A 16,325-nucleotide genomic window follows, 5' to 3' on the forward strand; every position below is an offset into this window, starting at 1 on the left:
GGCGGCGCTGGTCGTCGACCCGTTCGGTGTACCCCTGGGCGTCGAGGTGTTCCAACAGCGGTACGGCCACCCGGCGGGTGGTGTCCAGGGCCCGCCGGGCCTCGCTCAGCGTGAACGGCTGCGGCAGGGCGCGCAGTACGGCGGCGGCCGCGGTGTCCGCGCCGGGCAGCAACACGACGCCGTCGGCGATCCGCAGCAGCGCTCCGGCCGACACGGCGGCGGCCAGCGCCCTGCGGGTGAGCCCCAGCCGGGTCAGCCGGTCGGCCTCGGGCGCGCGGAACGGTGTGCCGGTCAGGTCCTCGCGTACGGCGTCGACGGCGGCCCGGACCGGCGGGGGCAGGTCGGGTCCTGGGGTGCCGGCGGGGTGGACGCGGCCCTGACGGACGCTCAGGCGTGGCTCGCCGCGCACGAGCGCGTCGACGAGCGCGCGGTCGGGGAGGCCGAGCAGACGGCGGGCGGCCTCGGTGGGCAGGCCGGGGTCCAACGGGTGCTCCCGGGCGTGCCGTTCGCTCTCGTGGACCAGCCGGTCCCGCAGGTCCGTCCAGTGGCCGGGGTCGGCCAGCCAGTCGCCGGCGACGGGCTCGGCGGGCGGTGCGGCGCCCATGGCGAGCAGGTCGGCGCGGCGCACGGGGCCCCTGCGGCGCAGTTCGGCTGCTCCGTCGGGGCGGCCCGTCATGCCCGCCAGCTCGGCCGCGCGGGCCCGGCCCGCGCCGCGCCGGGCGAGTGCGGGCGGCCGTACGTCGAGGACGGTGACCCCGCGAGGGGTGCGGCCGCCGCCGGGCTCGCGCAGCACGGCGCGGTCGCCGATGCGCAGGGGCAGGGGCCGGGTCAGGGTGAGCCGGGCGGTGTCCTCGCCGAGCGGGCGGACGGTGACCGGGACGGCCGCGGCGCCGATGTGCAGGGTGACCGCGCGGGGCAGGTCGGCGGCCGGCTCGCCGGTGACCCGGACGTCGGTCACGTCGGTGAGCAGCCAGCGGTCCGGAGTGAGCAGCACCTGCCCGCGGCGCAGGTCGCCGTCCCCCGGCCCGTGCACGTTGACGGCGACCCGGGCCACCCCGCTCACCTCCGTCCGCTCCTCCTGGAGGCTCTGCAGCCCGCGCACCCGCAGGACCGCCCCGCCGTCGCCGGTGACCAGCCGGTCGCCGACGCGGAGGGTGCCCGCGCCGAGCGTGCCGGTCACCACGGTGCCGTGGCCGCGCACGGTGAACGACCGGTCGAGCCAGAGCCGTACGTCGGCTTCGGGGTCGGGTACCGGCAACCGGGCGGTGAGCAGTGCCAGTTCGTGGCGGAGTTCGTCCAGTCCGCGGCCGGTGACGGCGCTGACGGCGACGGCGGGGACCTTGCCGAGCGAGGTGGCGGCCAGCCGTTCGACGGCGTCCGCGCGCACCAGGCCGGGGTCGGCCAGGTCGCTGCGGGTCACCGCGAGGACGCCGTGCCGGACGCCGAGCGCGTGGAGCACGGCGAGGTGCTCCTGCGACTGGGGCTGCCAGCCCTGGTCGGCGGCGACCACGAACAGCACGGCGGGCACCGGCCCGGCCCCGGCCAGCATGGTCGCGACGAACCGCTCGTGCCCGGGCACGTCCACGAAGGCGACGTCCTCGCCGCCCGGGCCGAGTCCGGTCCACACGAAGCCGAGGTCGAGGGTCAGGCCGCGGCGGCGCTCCTCCTCGTAGCGGTCGGGCTCCATGCCGGTGAGCGCCCGGACGAGAGCGGACTTGCCGTGGTCGACGTGGCCCGCGGTGGCGAGGACGTGCATGCCGCCTACCTCCCCGCTGCCGGGCGGGCCGCCCGGACGGCCCCGGCCAGCCGCTCGTCGTCCTCGGGCGGGACCGTGCGCAGGTCGAGCAGGCAGCGCCCGGCCTCCAGCCGGCCGACCACCGGGTCCGGGCCGGCGCGCAGCGCGGCGGCGTACGGCTCGGGCAGGGAGAGCGCGGCGCTGGGCAGGGTGACGCCGGGAGCCCCGCCCCCGCCGACGGTGGCGGTGCTGCCGACGGCCCGGACGTCGGTGCCGTCGGACCGCAGGGCGGCGGCGAGCCGTTCGGCGCGTGCGGTGAGCCCGGCCGGATCGGCGGTGAGGGCGGTCTCGGTCGGGGTGGGCGGTCCGGTCAGCGTGGCCTCCAAGGCGGCCAGGGTGAGCTTGTCGACGCGCAGGGCGCGGGCCAGCGGATGCCGGGCGAGGGTGGTGACCAGGTCCTCGCGGCCGAGCAGGAGACCGCACTGGGGGCCGCCGAGCAGCTTGTCGCCGCTGGCGGTGACCAGGGCGGCACCGGCCCGGAGCTGGGTGTCGGCGTCCGGCTCGGAGGGCAGCGCCGGGTGTGGGGCGAGCAGTCCGGAGCCGATGTCGACGACGACCGGGACGCCGAGCCCGGCCAGTTCGCCGGTCTCGGCGGCCCGGGTGAAGCCGGTGACGAGGAAGTTGGAGGGGTGCACCTTGAGCACGAAGCCGGTGTCGGGGCCGATCGCGGCGGCGTAGTCGGCGGCGGTGGTCCGGTTGGTCGTGCCGACCTCGCGGAGCCGGGCGCCGGTGGAGACCAGCAGGTCGGGCAGGCGGAAGCCGTCCCCGATCTCCACCATCTCGCCGCGGCTGATGACGATCTCCCGGCCGGCCGCGAGGGCCGTGGCGGCCAGCACCAGGGCGGCGGCGCCGTTGTTGACGACGTGCGCGGCACCGGCCGCGGGCACGCGGCCGCTGAGGGCGGCGAGGACGGAGCGGCCGCGGCGGGCCCGTACGCCGAGGGCCAGGTCGAGTTCGACGTCGGTGGGTCCGGCGGCCTCCGCCACGGCCTGCCGGGCCGCCGCCGACAGTGGTGCCCGGCCCAGGTTGGTGTGCAGCAGCACGCCGGTGGCGTTGACGACCGGGCGCAGTCCGCCGCAGCCGGCGGGCAGCAGCGCGGCCGCCCTGTCCGCCACCCGCTCGGGCGGGACGGCCCCCTCCCGTGCCTCACGCTGCGCCCGCCGGATCGCGTCCTTGACCAGACGCTCCCCCAGCCGGTCCGCCGCCGCGGCCAGCCGGGAGTCGCGCAGGAGCACGTCGGTCCGCGGGATCCGCCGGCGCGCGTCGGCGCCCGGCTGCGGCTGCGGCTGCGGCTGCGGCTGCGGCTGCGGGGCAGGGTCTTGGCGCCGGGCCAAGTCCGGGGGCGGAGCCGGATCCGGGTCCTGGCTCCGGGCCGGGTTCGGGTCGGGGGCCGAGTCCTGGCGCCGGGCCGGAGCCGAGAGCGAGTCCTGGGACGGCGGTGGATCCGTGCGCCGGACCGGGCGCGGGTCCCGGCCCGAGGGCGGGTCCTGGCGCCGGGCCGGGTTCGGGTCCGGGGCCGATTCCTGGCGCCGGGCCGGAGCCGAGGGCGAGGCCGGGTACGGGCGCCGGGCCGGAGCCGCATCCTGGCGCGGAGCCGGGTCCTGGCGTCGGGCCGGTGCCGGGTCCTGGCGCCTGGGTGGAGCTTCGGGGCCGGGGGGCGGCGTGCGCCGGTCTTCTCCGCCCGCTGTCACGCGCTGTTCCATGCCGCCCCTGCCGTCCTCGTCCCGCTGCCCCGGTCCTGTGGCCCGTACGGCACCGCCCATCGTCTCCCAGTGCCCCGGCCCGGCCGATCGACACGCCGTGAACGGCCTGTTCAGGGGGCCGGTTCGACGGCGTGCGCACGGCGGGCCGGGTGTCAGCCGGGGCCGGGGCCCGGGGTGTGGCCCGGCCGGGGCCGGTCCTCGGGGTCGGAGGCGGACCGCGGGGTGGGCGGCACCTCGCCCGCGGTCAGGTGTTCGAGCACTTCGACCAGTTCCTGGCAGGCCCGTTCCACGGACCGCCGGGTGTGGCGCTGTTCGGTGATCACCGCGGACAGCAGCAGCGCGGTCAGGGCCATCGCCCCGTTGAACGCCTGGAGTTTCGCCATGACCTCGATCCGGCTCAGCCCGGCGAAGGCCCCGTCCCCGTCCGTGGCGGCGACGGTGGCCAGCACGGAGGTGAGCAGCGCGCAGAGCATGCTGCCCGCGAGCTGGAAGCGCAGGGCGGCCCAGATGAGGAGCGGGTAGACGAGGAAGAGCAGGCTGATGGAGCTGTAGGCGGCGAGCGGCACCACGGCGCAGGCGACCGCGGCCAGCGCGGTGGCCTCCTTCCAGCGGCCGAGCGGCAGCGGCCGGCGGGACTTGTACAGCAGCAGCGCGATCGGGGTGACGATCAGCACGCCCATCGCGTCGCCCACCCACCAGGCCAGCCAGACGGGCCAGAAGTTGTGCACGGGGAGCTTGTCCGTGGCCAGCAGCAGGCCGACGCCGACGCTCGCGCTGATCATCATGGCGGACAGCGCGCCCAGGAACACCAGCGCGAGCCCGTCGCGCAGTCGGCTCAGTTCCGGGCGGAAGCCGGACCGGCGCAGCAGCAGCACCGCGCACAGGGGCGCGACGGTGTTGCCGAACAGGAAGCCCATCATGCCCACGTCGGGCGGGGACAGGGTGAGGACGGTGAAGAAAGCGCCGATGGTGATGCCGGGCCAGGCGGCGAGGCCGAAGACCAGCAGGGCGGCGACGGCCACGCCGGTCGGCGGCCATAGGGGGGTGACGACTGCGCCCTCGACGACGAGCCGGCGCAGGAGTCCGAGCCTGCCCGCCCCGTAGTAGCAGGCGGCGACGGCCAGTACCTGGACGGCGTAGCCGCCCGGTCCCCGCACCTCCATGAAACCGGCCACAGCAGCCATCTCACACCGATGGCCGCCGATCGGCCACGCGAGCGGTGCGGCGTCCGGCCCTATGGCTGAACGGCGGCTCCGTCGGGACCGGTGACGCGGGGCCCGTCGAGGCCCACGACGAGGACGGCGGCGTCGTCCTCGTGTCCCACGCTCTCCGCACCCTTGATCACGGCCCCGGCGAGCGCGTGCGCCTCGAGGCCGGCCACTGCGGCGATGCCCGCGAGCCGCACCACGTGCTCGAGCCCGTCCTCGATGTTCAGCGAGGGCCCCTCGACCACGCCGTCGGTGAGCAGGACGAACACGCCACCGGTGGTCAGGTGGTGCCGGGTCACCGGGTACTCCATGCCCCGCTGGATGCCGAGCGGCGGCCCGCCCTCGTCGTCGACCACCCCGGACTGGCCCTCGGCCGTGGCCCACACGAAGGGTATGTGCCCGGCCCGGGCGCTCTCCAGCACGCCCGTGACCGGGTCGAGCCGCATGAAGGTGCAGGTGGCGAAGAGGTCGCTGCCCAGCGAGAGCAGCAGGTCGTTGGTCCGGGCGAGCAGGTCCCCGGGCTCGCTGGTGACGGAGGCGAGGGCGCGCAGCCCCGCCCGGACCTGCCCCATGAAGGCGGCGGCCTCGATGTTGTGCCCCTGGACGTCGCCGATGGAGAGCCCGATCCGGCCGTCGGGCATGGTGAAGGCGTCGTACCAGTCGCCGCCCACGTTCAGGCCGTAGGTGGCGGGCGCGTACCGCACCGCCAGGTGCAGGCCGGAGGCGGTGGGCAGGTCCCGGGGCAGCATGCCGCGCTGCAGCGCGATGGCCAGTTCGACCTGGGTGCGCTGCTGCTCCGCCCGCTCGCGCGCCTGGGCGGTCAGCGACCCGAGCCTGGCCAGCAGCTCGTCGCCGTCGTCCGTGGTGCGCTTGCGGGGCATGGATCACTTCCGGACGGGCCGGGTGGCCCTTCGGGGTAAACGCCTAGATTTTACCCATGTCGGATGATCCTGCCCCAGGGAGCGCGCAGGGGCCGGCCCTGCCGGGTCCCCGCCGGTCAGCCGCCGACCTCCGAGTCGATACCGGTGATCACAGCCGGTCCCAGCGGGGCCGTGTTCTCGTCGAGTCCCGCGCTGCGCAGCGCGGAGTCCGCGAGCCGGCGGGCCTCCTGCTCGGCGTGCGGCCCGGTGTCCGCGTCGACGGTGAGGCGCAGCGTGAAGGTGTTGTCCTCGTTGACGCTGAGGACGTCCAGGTCCTCCGTGCTGCCCATCCGCGTGCTGTGCGGGTCGGCGGGCCTGAGCGCCCGGCCCAGTACCTCGCGGGTGTCGGCCCCGACTCCCGCGGTGAAGGTACCGGGCACGGTGATGACGTAGGTCGTCATGACGATCCTTTCCTCGGGCGTCACCACGCCTACCCAGCCGTCCGGCGCTGACTCCTGCACGGGCCGGTCAGACCCAGCCGTCCAGGGCCGCCATGAAGCCGTCGAAGTCGTCCCGGTAGAGGGTGTGGCCGGCGGTCGTGACGGTGCGGACCTCGAAGCCTGCCCGGGTCAGCCGCTCCGCGAGGGCGGGGGGCACCAGGGCGCTGGATCCGGCCCGCACGACCAGCGAGGGCACCACGGGGCGGGCCGGGGTCCTGCTGACGGCGTAGACGTCCGCGAGGGCGTGGGCGGTCGCGGGGTCCCAGAGCGCGAGGGTGGCCAGTTCCACGTCGACGTCGGCCTCCTCCCAGCGCGGGTTGAAGTGCGTGATCATCGCGCGGCTCGCGGTCTTGAAGTCCGCGAACAGGGCACCTGCCGAGGCGAGGCCCGCGGCCGGCTCCCAGGCCGGGTCGCAGTAGACGGCCCGGGCGGGTGACAGCCGCTCGGCGGCGAGGACCAGCGCCATCGCGCCGAGCGAGTGCCCGATCGCCAGCTCCGGTTTGCCGGGCAGGGTCTCCACCAGGTCACCGGCCCAGATCTCGGCGCCGTACGGGCCGCGTCCGCTGGCGCCGTGCCCGCGCAGGTCCACGCCGACGACCCGGTAGCCCTTGTCGGCGAGGACCGGCGCGACCCGGCGCCAGGTCCTGTGGTCGGACATGATCCCGTGCACCAGGACGGCGACCCGGTCCCCGGTCCCCCACTCGTGGGTGTGCAGCCTCATCGCCCCGCCTCTCTCGTCCGGACTCCCGGAAGATCCTTCCAGCGCGCCGGCCGCGGATCCAGCCGCCACGGCAGCCGGGGCGGCTCCCGCGGCGGGCCGCCTCGCCGGCGCCTGCCCGTCCGGCGCCTCACAGCGGGGAGTGGGCCACCACGACGACGTAGGCGCCGTACAGGACGGACATGACGGCGAGGGCGCCGACGACGAGCAGCGCGCGGGCCGGCCGCACCCGCCAGGTGCGGGCGAGGGCCCGCGCCGGCGGGATCAGCAGCGGGAACACCGGGAGCAGGAAGCGCGGCTTGGAGGAGAACGAGCCGGAGCCGCAGGCCACGAGCAGCACCAGCACCCCCGCGAAGACCAGCAGGACCAGCGGGGCGCGGTCCAGGCAGAGCAGCCCGAAGAGCACGACGCAGGTCAGGACGATCATCAGGGCGGCCGGGTAGACGACACCGCCGCCGTGCAGGAGCAGGGCCTTGAGGAAGCGCAGGGTGCCGGCGCCGAAGTCGAAGCGCGAGTCCCAGGCGCTCTGCACCTTGAAGTAGCCTCCGAGCAGGTCGCCCGTGCGCTCCCCCACCCAGAGCACGTAGCCGAACCAGCCGAGCGGCGCGATCAGGGCGCCCGCCCACAGGGTCGCCGGCACCCGGCCGCGCCGCCGCAGGACCTCACGCGCGGCGGCGATGCAGACGGCCGCGGCCACCGCGAACCCGGTCGGCCGGGACAGGCCCGCCAGCGCGGCCAGCGAACCGGCCCACAGCCAGCGGTCCTTGAGCACGCAGTACAGGGAGCAGACGGCGAGCGCGGCGAACAGGGACTCGGTGTAGGCGATGGTCAGCTCGACTGCGTGCGGCAGCACGGCCCACAGGCCGACCAGGGCGGTGGCGACGGCGTGCCCGTACAGGTGGTGGCCGAGGAGGTAGAGGCCGTACGCGGCCACCAGCGCGGCGGCCCAGGCGACGAGCAGCGCGGCCTGGCCCGGGGTGAGCGGGAGGACGGTGGTCAGGGCGCGGACGAGGCCGGGGTAGAACGGGAAGAACGCCCAGTCCGCCTGCACCCCGCCGGTCGGGGTGATCCAGATGAGCCGGCCGTAGCCGTGCGTGGCGATGTGCAGGTACCAGCGGGAGTCCCAGGAGTGGGCCAGGCTCCTGGCCGCGGAGTGACCGGTGAGGTGCCCGGCGGCGAGCACGGCGGCGACACCGGCGAGCCGGACCGCCGCGAACAGCGCGAGGGCCGCCGGGGCGCCCTCGGGGACCCGGTGCCGGCGCAGGTGCGTGAGGGAGGGGCGGCGCAGCGGACGGAAGGCCGCGTCGGACTCGGGCCGGGGTACGGAGGACGTGCTCACGCCCCGACCTTGGTCACGCCGCCCGGGGCACGCAATTTGCGACCCGGGTTTCTCACGGTGTTCCACCCTGATTCAGGAATCGGAGCGCGCCCACGCGCCGCTCGCGCCCCACCCGCGCTCCGCGCGCGCCCCTCTCACACCCCGCGGCAGCCCCCCGCCGGGGCCCACACGGAGGTGTGGTTACCATATGAGCGCTGCCTAGCTCGAAAGATGGATCCGTGACTGTCAACGCTGTCAACGACGACTCGTTCACCAACTGGAAGATCCGCGAGGAGATCGCGGAGTCGATGATCCCGCTCATCGGGAAGCTGCACCGCGAGCGGGACGTGACGGTCCTGCTGCACAGCCGCTCCCTGGTGAACAAGTCGGTGGTCAGCATCCTCAAGACGCACCGCTTCGCCCGGCAGATCGCCGGCGCCGAGCTGTCGGTCACCGAGACCATGCCGTTCCTCCAGGCCCTGACCGCACTGGACCTCGGGCCCTCCCAGATCGACCTGGGCATGCTGGCCACCCTGTACCAGGCCGACGACCGCGGGCTGAGCGTGGCGGAGTTCACCGCCGAGGCCGTAGCGGGTGCCACGGGCGCCGGCAAGATCGAGCGCCGCGAGTCGCGCGACGTCGTGCTGTACGGCTTCGGCCGGATCGGCCGGCTCGTCGCCCGGCTGCTGATCGAGAAGTCCGGCTCCGGCAACGGCCTGCGGCTGCGGGCCATCGTGGTGCGCGGCGGCGGCGCCCGGGCCGCCGGGGACCTCGTCAAGCGTGCCTCGCTGCTGCGCCGCGACTCCATCCACGGCCAGTTCCAGGGCACCATCACGGTGGACGAGGACGCCAGCACGATCGTCGCCAACGGCAACGAGATCAAGGTGATCTACGCCGACGACCCGTCGCACGTGGACTACACCGAGTACGGCATCCGCGACGCCATCCTCATCGACAACACGGGCAAGTGGCGCGACCGCGAGGGCCTGTCCAAGCACCTGCGCCCCGGCATCGAGAAGGTCGTGCTGACCGCGCCGGGCAAGGGCGACGTCCCGAACATCGTGCACGGCGTCAACCACGACACCGTCAAGCCGGACGAGCAGATCCTGTCCTGCGCCTCCTGCACCACGAACGCGATCGTCCCGCCGCTGAAGGCCATGGACGACGAGTACGGCGTGCTGCGCGGCCACGTGGAGACCGTCCACTCGTTCACCAACGACCAGAACCTGCTGGACAACTACCACAAGTCCGAGCGCCGCGGCCGGTCCGCGCCGCTCAACATGGTGATCACCGAGACCGGTGCCGCCTCCGCCGTCGCGAAGGCGCTGCCCGACCTGAAGGCGAAGATCAGCGGCAGTTCGATCCGCGTCCCGGTGCCGGACGTCTCGATCGCGATCCTCAACCTCCAGCTGGCCCGCGAGACCACCCGCGAGCAGGTGCACGACTACCTGCGCGAGGTCTCCCTGACCTCGCCGCTCAAGCGCCAGATCGACTTCACCACGGCGCCCGACGCGGTCAGCAGCGACTTCATCGGCTCCCGGCACGCCTCGATCGTGGACGCCGGGGCGCTCAAGGTCGACGGGGACAACGCGATCCTCTACCTCTGGTACGACAACGAGTTCGGCTACTCCTGCCAGGTCGTCCGGGTCGTCCAGCACGTCTCGGGCGTCGAGTACCCGACGTACCCGGCCACGGCGGTCTGACCCGCCGGCCACGACGGCGCAGGGCGTGCGGCGGCCGCCGACCGGGGTTCCGGTCGGCGGCCGCCGGCTTTCCGGGGTGCCCGGTCAGGCCTTCGCGGGCCTGGCACAGGCGCCCGAGGCGCACGCCGTGAGCCACTGGTCGAAGTCGGCGTCGTAGCGGGTGCCGATGCCGTCGTGGTAGACGGCGTAGCCGCCGGTGTAGTCACCGGCCCGGAAGCGGGCGAGCATGCGCTGGACGTCGTCGGGGTGCCGCTCGGCCATGTAGCGCACGGCGAGGTAGCCCCACGGGTAGGTCCGGGTCACGTCGCTGTTGTCGTAGGTGTTCTCGAACAGGGTGCTCAGCCGGTACGTGTGCTTGCCGGCCTCCTGGACCGCCTGGTCGTCGGCGAGGCCCCGGTAGCCGTAGGAGACGTACTCGGCGACGCCCTCGATCCACCACACGTCCGGCACCGAGATCTGCCGGCCGAAGTCACCCCGCATGTCGTCACGGCCGTCCAGGAAGTGCGTGTACTCGTGGTTGAGGTTCCAGATCCGGGCCGTGAAGCCGTCGTCGTAGTCCTTCTGGTACATGATCGAGGTGGCCTGGTTGGCCGGGTCCGAGGGGTCGCCCTCCAGGGTCATGCCGCCGTTGTCGGTGCTGATGCCGAAGATCGCGCCCGCGTAGGTCTGGTAGTCGGCCCGGCTCGCGAAGACGACCAGCCGGAGGGTGGAGACGTACTGACCGGGCACCGGTCCCGCGGCCTTCACCAGGGAGCGGAAGTAGGCGTCCTGGCCCAGGACGCCGGCGCAGGCGGCGTCGAGGTCGGCGGCGGTCAGGGCCTGGGCGCGGACGGTGATGTTCGCGTCGCAGCGGTGGACGGTGGGCAGCACGGCCTCGGTCAGCTTGCCCGGCAGGTCGCAGACGCCGTAGGAGGAGCAGTTCGCCGCGTCGTAGTAGTTCGCCTGGGTCGCCACGGCCACCCAGAGCCCGGCCGTCGGGCCCGTCATGGCGGTCGCGTCCAGCAGCCCCTTGGTCAACGGCTGTGCGGTGTCCCGGAGTTCGGGGTGCTCGAGATAACGGGCCACGTTCATGCCCGCGTTGGAGTCGAGGAAGGCCAAACCCGTGCCGAGCAGGTCGGTGTTGGCCAGCGCGAAGTCGTACAGGGTGTCGATGACGCGCGGGTCGGCCGCCACCGCCCGGACGTACTCGGGGTTCCAGTTGCCGCGCCACAGCGGCGTGTAGACGTCGTTGACGGCCCTGATCATGCTGTCGACCGCGTCGTAGGAGCTGTCGTAGCCGTCGAGCAGCCGCCGGTAGACGTACAGGTAGCGGCCCTGCTGGTCGGCGCTGTCGGTGAGGACGACCGCCTCGCCGAGGATGTCGCCGTTGGCGGCGCTGACGTCGCGCGTGTGGGACCGGGCGAAGAAGGTGTCGAGACCGGCCGTGACGGCGGAGGTCAGCCTGGACGTGTACGCGCCCACGTCGGCGGCGTGGTTGAACTGGACGTAGTAGCCGGCGCGCAGGAACAGGACCAGTTGTTCCAGGCTCCCGGAGTTGTCCCCGCGGTACTTCCGGGCCGTGCTGGTGAAGGCGTTCGCCACGGTGACCATCTGGGCCTGCCGGAAGACGTCGTGGGCGTCCCGGCCGGTGACCGTGAACAGGGTGTTCACGCAGTCCGGCGTGGACGCCCTCACGAACGCGACGAGGGCGCTGCCGGTCCGGCCGCCGAAGTCCGCCGGGGTGCAGGACGCCGCCTTCGCCGCGCCGCGCGGTGCGCTCTCCGAGCTTCGCGTGGACGCCGGTGCGCGGGGAGGCAGTTGGGCCGGGCTGAGTCTCCTCGCCGGGGCCGCGGGACGCTCGGAGGCCCCCGTGGCCGGGCCGGCGGGCGGCGGGGCGGGGGCGTGCCTTCCGGCCGTGCGGACGGTGGTGCCGAGGTGCTGCTGGGGCGAGGCCAGGGCCGGGGTCGAGAGCAGGCCCGCCACGGTGACGCAGACGGCGGCGGCGCCGGCCATGCGTCCGGGCAGCCCGAAGCGATAGCGCATCTGGGGTTCCTCCACGAAATGACGCGCCTCTGTGGGGTGTTGAGGCGTGAGTGGCACTGTCCCAGCGGCCCGCCCGCGGCAACAATGGCGTGTGACATAGCACATGGCACCGCTCGCTCATAACATCGCGGCCCGCCGGGGGCCGGGCGGTGCTCAGGCCCCGGCGATGCTCCAGGTGCGCGACGCCCAGTCCCGCAGGTGCGGTGCCTGGGCGACGAGATCGCGATAGGCGGCCAGCGCCGACTGCACGAGCGTGTCGGCCACGTCCTCGGAGACGGTGCCGGGCCGCCAGGCCAGCACGTAGCGGCACCACAGCGGCGAGCCGGCCAGCGGCTTGACCGCGACGTGCGGGATGGGGCGCAGCGTCGGCTGCACCAGGGAGACGCCGAGGCCGTCGGCGATCATGCTCTGCAGCTGGCTCTGGTCCCCGAGGAACTCGTGGACGGCGGCCGGTGTGAACCCGGCGGCGGCGCAGGCGTCGTAGAACACCCCGGGCCAACCGGCGCCGTCGTCCGGCGTCACGAACCAGTCGTCCTCGGCCAGGTCCGCGAGCTGAACCTGGGCGCACTGACGCAGCCGGTGGCGGGCGGGCAGGGCCACGAAGGTCGGCTCGGTGACGATCCCCCGGTGCCGCACGGCGGCGGAGTGCCGCAGCTCCATACCCGGGTAGTCGGCGGCTATGGCGACGTCCACCGTGCCCTCCTCCAGCAGCTCGACGATCCGTGAGGAGGCGTAGACGCTGGTCAGGGTGAGGGACAGGTCGGGCAGCCGGGTGCGGACGCGGGACACCGTGCCCGAGAGCATGGGCGAGTTGGTCGAGGCCACCCGCAGGGTCCGGCGGGGCGCGGTGGAGGGTCTGCGGTGGCCGATGGCGTCGGCGCGGGCCAGCACGTCCCGGGCCTGGGCGACGACCTCGGCGCCATACGGGGTGGGCCGCACCCCGCTCGCACCGCGCTCGAAGAGCGGCTCCCCCAGGTGCCGCTCGATGCGCCCGAGCTGGGTGCTGACCGCGGGCTGCGAGTACCCGAGGTGGGTGGCGGCGCGTCCGACACTGCCCGCGTCGGCGATCGCGCACAGGACCCGCAGGTGCCGTAGTTCCAGCTCCATCGCTCCACTCCCCGTTCCGTCCCACGACCGGCACCCGGAGATTGTCCGTCACCCGTGAATCCGGTGCTCACGCCCCCGCCGGTCGGGGTCGGGACCGGCGGACGGAAGCGTTCCACCGGGCCGTCACGGGCGCAAGGCGCACGGGCGCGCCGTGCGCCGCCCATCGGGGCGGTGGCGCACGGCGCGAGGGCCGGGACGAACCGGCGGCGCCGGCGACTCGCGCGCCTCACACGAGGTGCGCGAAGACCACCAGGTTGTCGGTGTAGTCCTTCACCGAGTGGTCGTAGTCGCCCGCGCAGGTGATCAGCCGGGCCTCGGGGCGGTCGGCGTCGGCGTACACGCGCTCGCTCGGGAAGGCGTCCTTGGCGAACGTCTCCGTGTCGTCCACCTCGAAGTTCGCGGTCCGCCCGTCGGCCCGGTCGACGGAGAACCGGTCGCCGGGTTCGAGCTGGTCCAGGTTGGCGAAGACGGCGGCCGAGGTCACCGTGTCGACGTGCCCGGCGATGATCGAGGTGCCCGTCTCGCCGGGCGAGGCACCCTTGGCGTACCAGCCGACCAGGTTGGTGTTGTCGGCGGGCGGCGGTTCGAGCTGGCCCGTCGGACCGAGCGTCAGGGCGGCGAACGGCGCGTCCACCGAGATCTTCGGGATGAGGAGCCTGGTCGGGACGGAGTGCGGCAGCCCGTCTCCGGCCTCGGTGGACCGGGTGTCGGAGCGCACCGAGCTGGTCGGGCCGGAGGCGCGGGGGGCGGCCGGGGTCTCGCGCGAGCCGTGGTGGCCGCCGAAAAGGCTGACACCGAGGAAGACGATCGCCACGCCCCACAGGGTCAGCCGCCCGCCGCGGCCGGACTGCCGCTCGTCCCGCGCCGGTTCGGCGGGGGGCGGGGAGGGGGGAGCTGCTGCCATCGGACACCACCTCATTCGGCACGGCAGCACGGGGTTCGGGCTCGCGGGGCGCGGGCCGCCGGCACGGTGCGCGCCGGCGGCGTCCGCGGTCCCCGCGAAGGCGGGTGAGCGGTCAGGACGCCGGCGCGACGGCCTTCTTGCGGCGCAGCGCGTACAGACCCGTGGCGCCTACGGCGAGCACGGCCAGGCCGCCCGCGGTGACACCGGGCTGGGCGAGGCCGCCGCCGCCGGTGTGCATGCCGCCGTGCGGCTTCTCCTGGTCGTCACCGCCGCCCCAGTCGTCCTTGCCGCCACCGCTGTCCCGGCCGCCGCCGCTGTCGCGACCGCCACCGCTCTCCTTGCCCCCACCGCCGCTGTTCCGGCCGCCACCGCTCTCCTTGCCGCCACCGCCGCTGTCGCGACCCCCGCCGCTCTCCTTGCCGCCTCCGCTCTCCTTGCCACCGCCCTGGTCCTTGTCGCGGTAGGTGTCGGGGTCGAACCGGCTGTCGTCGCCGCCCGACCCCCAGTCGTCGCCACGGACGGCCGCGAGGGCGCCGCCGCCCGTGTGCATTCCGCCGCGCGGCTCGTCGCGTCCGCCGCCCTTGCCGCGCTCCGTGCTGTAGTCGTTGTCGTGGTCCTTGCCGGAGCCCTTGCCCCGTTCGTTGCCGGAGCCCTGGCCCCGTTCGTTGCCGGAGCCCTTGCCCCGGCCGGAATCGCTGTCGTGGTCGCTGCTGTACGAGGAGTCGTCGCGGCCCCAGTCGTCCCCGGCCGGTACGGCGAACGCGGCCCCGGGCGCTGAGAAGGAGAGGGCGGCGGTTGCGGCCGCCGTGGCGAGGATGATGCGGGCAGAACGCATGTCGAGGTCCTTCCGCCGTGGCCGGGCAGCGGATTCGGCATCAGCTGAATGGACCCGGCCTCGACATGAACCACCGTCAGTCAGGCCGTGGCGGCGCACCATCCGGGCCGCCCAGCCGGGTCATCACGCCACCCGTCTGTCCCAGCGACACGCCGGTGCACCCCCCATCCGGGCCAGTGCGCTTCACCCCGGCGGCACCCCGACGGCAGCCGGAGGGCATCGCCTCTCCCCCGGGCCGTCCGCCGCCCGCGCCCCGGACGGACCGCACTCCGCGCCTCCGTCCGGGTGGACACGGGAACGGCCACGGCGGTCGGGGCAGCGGTCCGGTGACGGGTGAACGGCTGCCAACTCCGCACCGTTGCAGCCAAGTTGGCCCATCCCGGCAGGGTCCTCCGTCGGGCCCCGCCGGTGTCCCCCGTCCGGGCGGATTGGGCCGTACGGCGGCGCGGGCATCCATGGCCTGGATCCGACGAACCATCACCGCACGGCGGCGTCGCGCGTCCCCGTCGCCGGGAAGGGGCCGTCCCGTGCCCGCCGCAGCACCGCCCGACGGCGGGCCCCGCCGTCCGCTCACCGCCCTCCTGGCCGCCCTGCTCGGGATCGCCGCCGTCGCCGCACCGGCGCGGGCCGACGCCGGGCCGGTGACGGTGTTCCCGATCACCACCACGCCCGGCACCCTCCCCGCCGGCATCACCGCCGGGCCGGACGGCGCGCTGTGGTTCACGGGGTCGGGGGTCGGCCGGATCGGGCGGATCACCACGGGCGGCGCGGTCACCGACTTCCCCACCTCTCGCCCGGACAGCTTCCCCTTCGGCATCACCGCGGGCCCGGACCGGGCGCTGTGGTTCACCGAGGGCAGGGGGAACCGGATCGGCCGGATCACCACGGCCGGCCGGGTCACGGAGTTCCCGGTGCCGACGGCGGGCGCCTTCCCCGCCGGGATCGCGGCCGGCCCCGACGGCGCCCTGTGGTTCACCGAGCAGGACGGCGACAGGATCGGCCGGATCACCACGGCCGGCCGGGTCACCGAGTTCGCGCTGCCCACGGCGGACGCCTCCCCGTCCGCGATCGCCGCGGGTGCGGACGGCGCCCTGTGGTTCACCGAGCCGGCCGGCCGAAGGATCGGGCGCATCTCCGTCACCGGCCGGATCACCGAGTTCCCGCTGCCCGGGGGCGCGGACCTCCCCGGTGACATCGTCTCCGGACCCGGCGGCATGTGGTTCACCGTGTCGGGACCGGACGCGGTCGGCCGGATCGACTCCGCGGGGCGGGTCACCCGGTTCGCGCTGCCCGGCGCCGACAGCGGGGCGAGCGGGATCACGCTCGGCCCCGACGGACACGTCTGGTACGCCGACCCGGCCGGGCGGATCGGGCGGGTCGGCCCGGACGGCACGGTCACCGCCTTCGTGGTGCCGGGCGGCGAAGAGGGGGTGCCGCCCTTCCGGCTCACGGCCGGCCCCGGGCGGACGGTGTGGTTCACCCAGCTCTTCGGCAACGCCGTGGGGCGCGTGAGCTCCCCCGCCGCCTGAGGGCGCACGAGCCGCACGGACGGACCACACGGACGCACCACACCGACGGGCCGCACGGACGGCCCGGGCCGCGTTCCTCCCACCCCCCTCACGTACCCTCGCGCACCCCTTGTTATGACGACT

At 74.8% G+C, this 16,325-nt stretch carries 12 protein-coding genes and 1 pseudogene; 2 read left to right on the forward strand and 11 right to left on the reverse strand.

Translation table 11 applies throughout. The annotated features are described in order from the left end of the window. Nucleotides 1-13: 13 nt before the first annotated feature. The 7 genes and pseudogenes from B446_RS03755 to B446_RS03785 form a co-directional block, all read right to left on the reverse strand. Nucleotides 14-1,756 (reverse strand): annotated as a pseudogene (locus B446_RS03755) (SelB C-terminal domain-containing protein); the annotation flags it as partial. A gap of 5 nt (nt 1,757-1,761) precedes the next feature. After that, nucleotides 1,762-3,045 carry an L-seryl-tRNA(Sec) selenium transferase gene (selA, locus tag B446_RS03760; protein WP_268825435.1) on the reverse strand — a complete coding sequence of 428 codons (1,284 nt, stop codon included), beginning with the start codon at nt 3,043-3,045 and terminating at the stop codon, nt 1,762-1,764. Between the two features lie 605 nt (nt 3,046-3,650). Then, nucleotides 3,651-4,682 carry an MASE1 domain-containing protein gene (locus B446_RS03765; RefSeq protein WP_193384428.1) on the reverse strand — a complete coding sequence of 344 codons (1,032 nt, stop codon included), beginning with the start codon at nt 4,680-4,682 and terminating at the stop codon, nt 3,651-3,653. 50 nt (nt 4,683-4,732) lie between these two features. Beyond that, nucleotides 4,733-5,587 (reverse strand): PP2C family protein-serine/threonine phosphatase, encoded by an 855-nt coding sequence (locus tag B446_RS03770; RefSeq protein WP_020938084.1) that lies wholly within the window; start codon nt 5,585-5,587, stop codon nt 4,733-4,735. 116 nt (nt 5,588-5,703) lie between these two features. Then, nucleotides 5,704-6,027, reverse strand: coding sequence for a hypothetical protein (locus B446_RS03775; protein ID WP_020938085.1), 324 nt, complete (start codon nt 6,025-6,027; stop codon nt 5,704-5,706). 67 nt (nt 6,028-6,094) lie between these two features. Next, nucleotides 6,095-6,787 carry an alpha/beta fold hydrolase gene (locus B446_RS03780; RefSeq protein WP_020938086.1) on the reverse strand — a complete coding sequence of 231 codons (693 nt, stop codon included), beginning with the start codon at nt 6,785-6,787 and terminating at the stop codon, nt 6,095-6,097. A 127-nt stretch (nt 6,788-6,914) separates the two neighbouring features. Further along, nucleotides 6,915-8,123 (reverse strand): hypothetical protein, encoded by a 1,209-nt coding sequence (locus B446_RS03785; RefSeq protein WP_020938087.1) that lies wholly within the window; start codon nt 8,121-8,123, stop codon nt 6,915-6,917. 218 nt (nt 8,124-8,341) lie between these two features. Here B446_RS03785 and B446_RS03790 point away from each other — a divergent pair, with 218 nt between their 5' ends. Then, on the forward strand, nt 8,342-9,805 hold the full coding sequence (locus B446_RS03790) for a glyceraldehyde-3-phosphate dehydrogenase (RefSeq protein WP_043474700.1): 1,464 nt from the start codon (nt 8,342-8,344) through the stop codon (nt 9,803-9,805). 84 nt (nt 9,806-9,889) lie between these two features. Here the strand turns inward: B446_RS03790 and B446_RS03795 are convergent, their stop codons facing one another. From B446_RS03795 to B446_RS03810, 4 genes are all read right to left on the reverse strand, one after another. Continuing rightward, a complete protein-coding gene (locus B446_RS03795; RefSeq protein ID WP_020938089.1) occupies nt 9,890-11,827 on the reverse strand; it encodes a collagenase in 1,938 nt (645 codons plus the stop codon). Between the two features lie 153 nt (nt 11,828-11,980). Next, entirely contained in the window at nt 11,981-12,934 is a 954-nt protein-coding gene (locus tag B446_RS03800; RefSeq protein WP_020938090.1) for a LysR family transcriptional regulator, read from the reverse strand. A gap of 226 nt (nt 12,935-13,160) precedes the next feature. After that, entirely contained in the window at nt 13,161-13,838 is a 678-nt protein-coding gene (locus B446_RS03805; protein ID WP_020938091.1) for a class F sortase, read from the reverse strand. Nucleotides 13,839-13,950: 112 nt separating this feature from the next. After that, entirely contained in the window at nt 13,951-14,673 is a 723-nt protein-coding gene (locus tag B446_RS03810) for a hypothetical protein (protein WP_020938092.1), read from the reverse strand. 527 nt (nt 14,674-15,200) lie between these two features. Between B446_RS03810 and B446_RS03815 the strand changes: the two genes are divergently transcribed. Next, nucleotides 15,201-16,202 (forward strand): hypothetical protein, encoded by a 1,002-nt coding sequence (locus B446_RS03815; protein WP_020938093.1) that lies wholly within the window; start codon nt 15,201-15,203, stop codon nt 16,200-16,202. The last annotated feature ends 123 nt before the right edge of the window (nt 16,203-16,325 follow it).

The sequence above is a fragment of the Streptomyces collinus Tu 365 genome, assembly GCF_000444875.1.
GTDB lineage: Bacteria > Actinomycetota > Actinomycetes > Streptomycetales > Streptomycetaceae > Streptomyces > Streptomyces collinus_A.

Excerpts from the sequence above, each read along its gene's own strand:
- B446_RS03775 (WP_020938085.1), bottom strand. The coding sequence starts at position 6,027 with ATGACGACCTACGTCATCACCGTGCCCGGTACCTTCACCGCGGGAGTC.
- B446_RS03800 (WP_020938090.1), bottom strand. The coding sequence starts at position 12,934 with ATGGAGCTGGAACTACGGCACCTGCGGGTCCTGTGCGCGATCGCCGAC.
- B446_RS03765 (WP_193384428.1), bottom strand. The coding sequence starts at position 4,682 with ATGGCTGCTGTGGCCGGTTTCATGGAGGTGCGGGGACCGGGCGGCTAC.
- B446_RS03770 (WP_020938084.1), bottom strand. The coding sequence starts at position 5,587 with ATGCCCCGCAAGCGCACCACGGACGACGGCGACGAGCTGCTGGCCAGG.
- B446_RS03780 (WP_020938086.1), bottom strand. The coding sequence starts at position 6,787 with ATGAGGCTGCACACCCACGAGTGGGGGACCGGGGACCGGGTCGCCGTC.
- B446_RS03810 (WP_020938092.1), bottom strand. The coding sequence starts at position 14,673 with ATGCGTTCTGCCCGCATCATCCTCGCCACGGCGGCCGCAACCGCCGCC.
- B446_RS03795 (WP_020938089.1), bottom strand. The coding sequence starts at position 11,827 with ATGCGCTATCGCTTCGGGCTGCCCGGACGCATGGCCGGCGCCGCCGCC.
- B446_RS03805 (WP_020938091.1), bottom strand. The coding sequence starts at position 13,838 with ATGGCAGCAGCTCCCCCCTCCCCGCCCCCCGCCGAACCGGCGCGGGAC.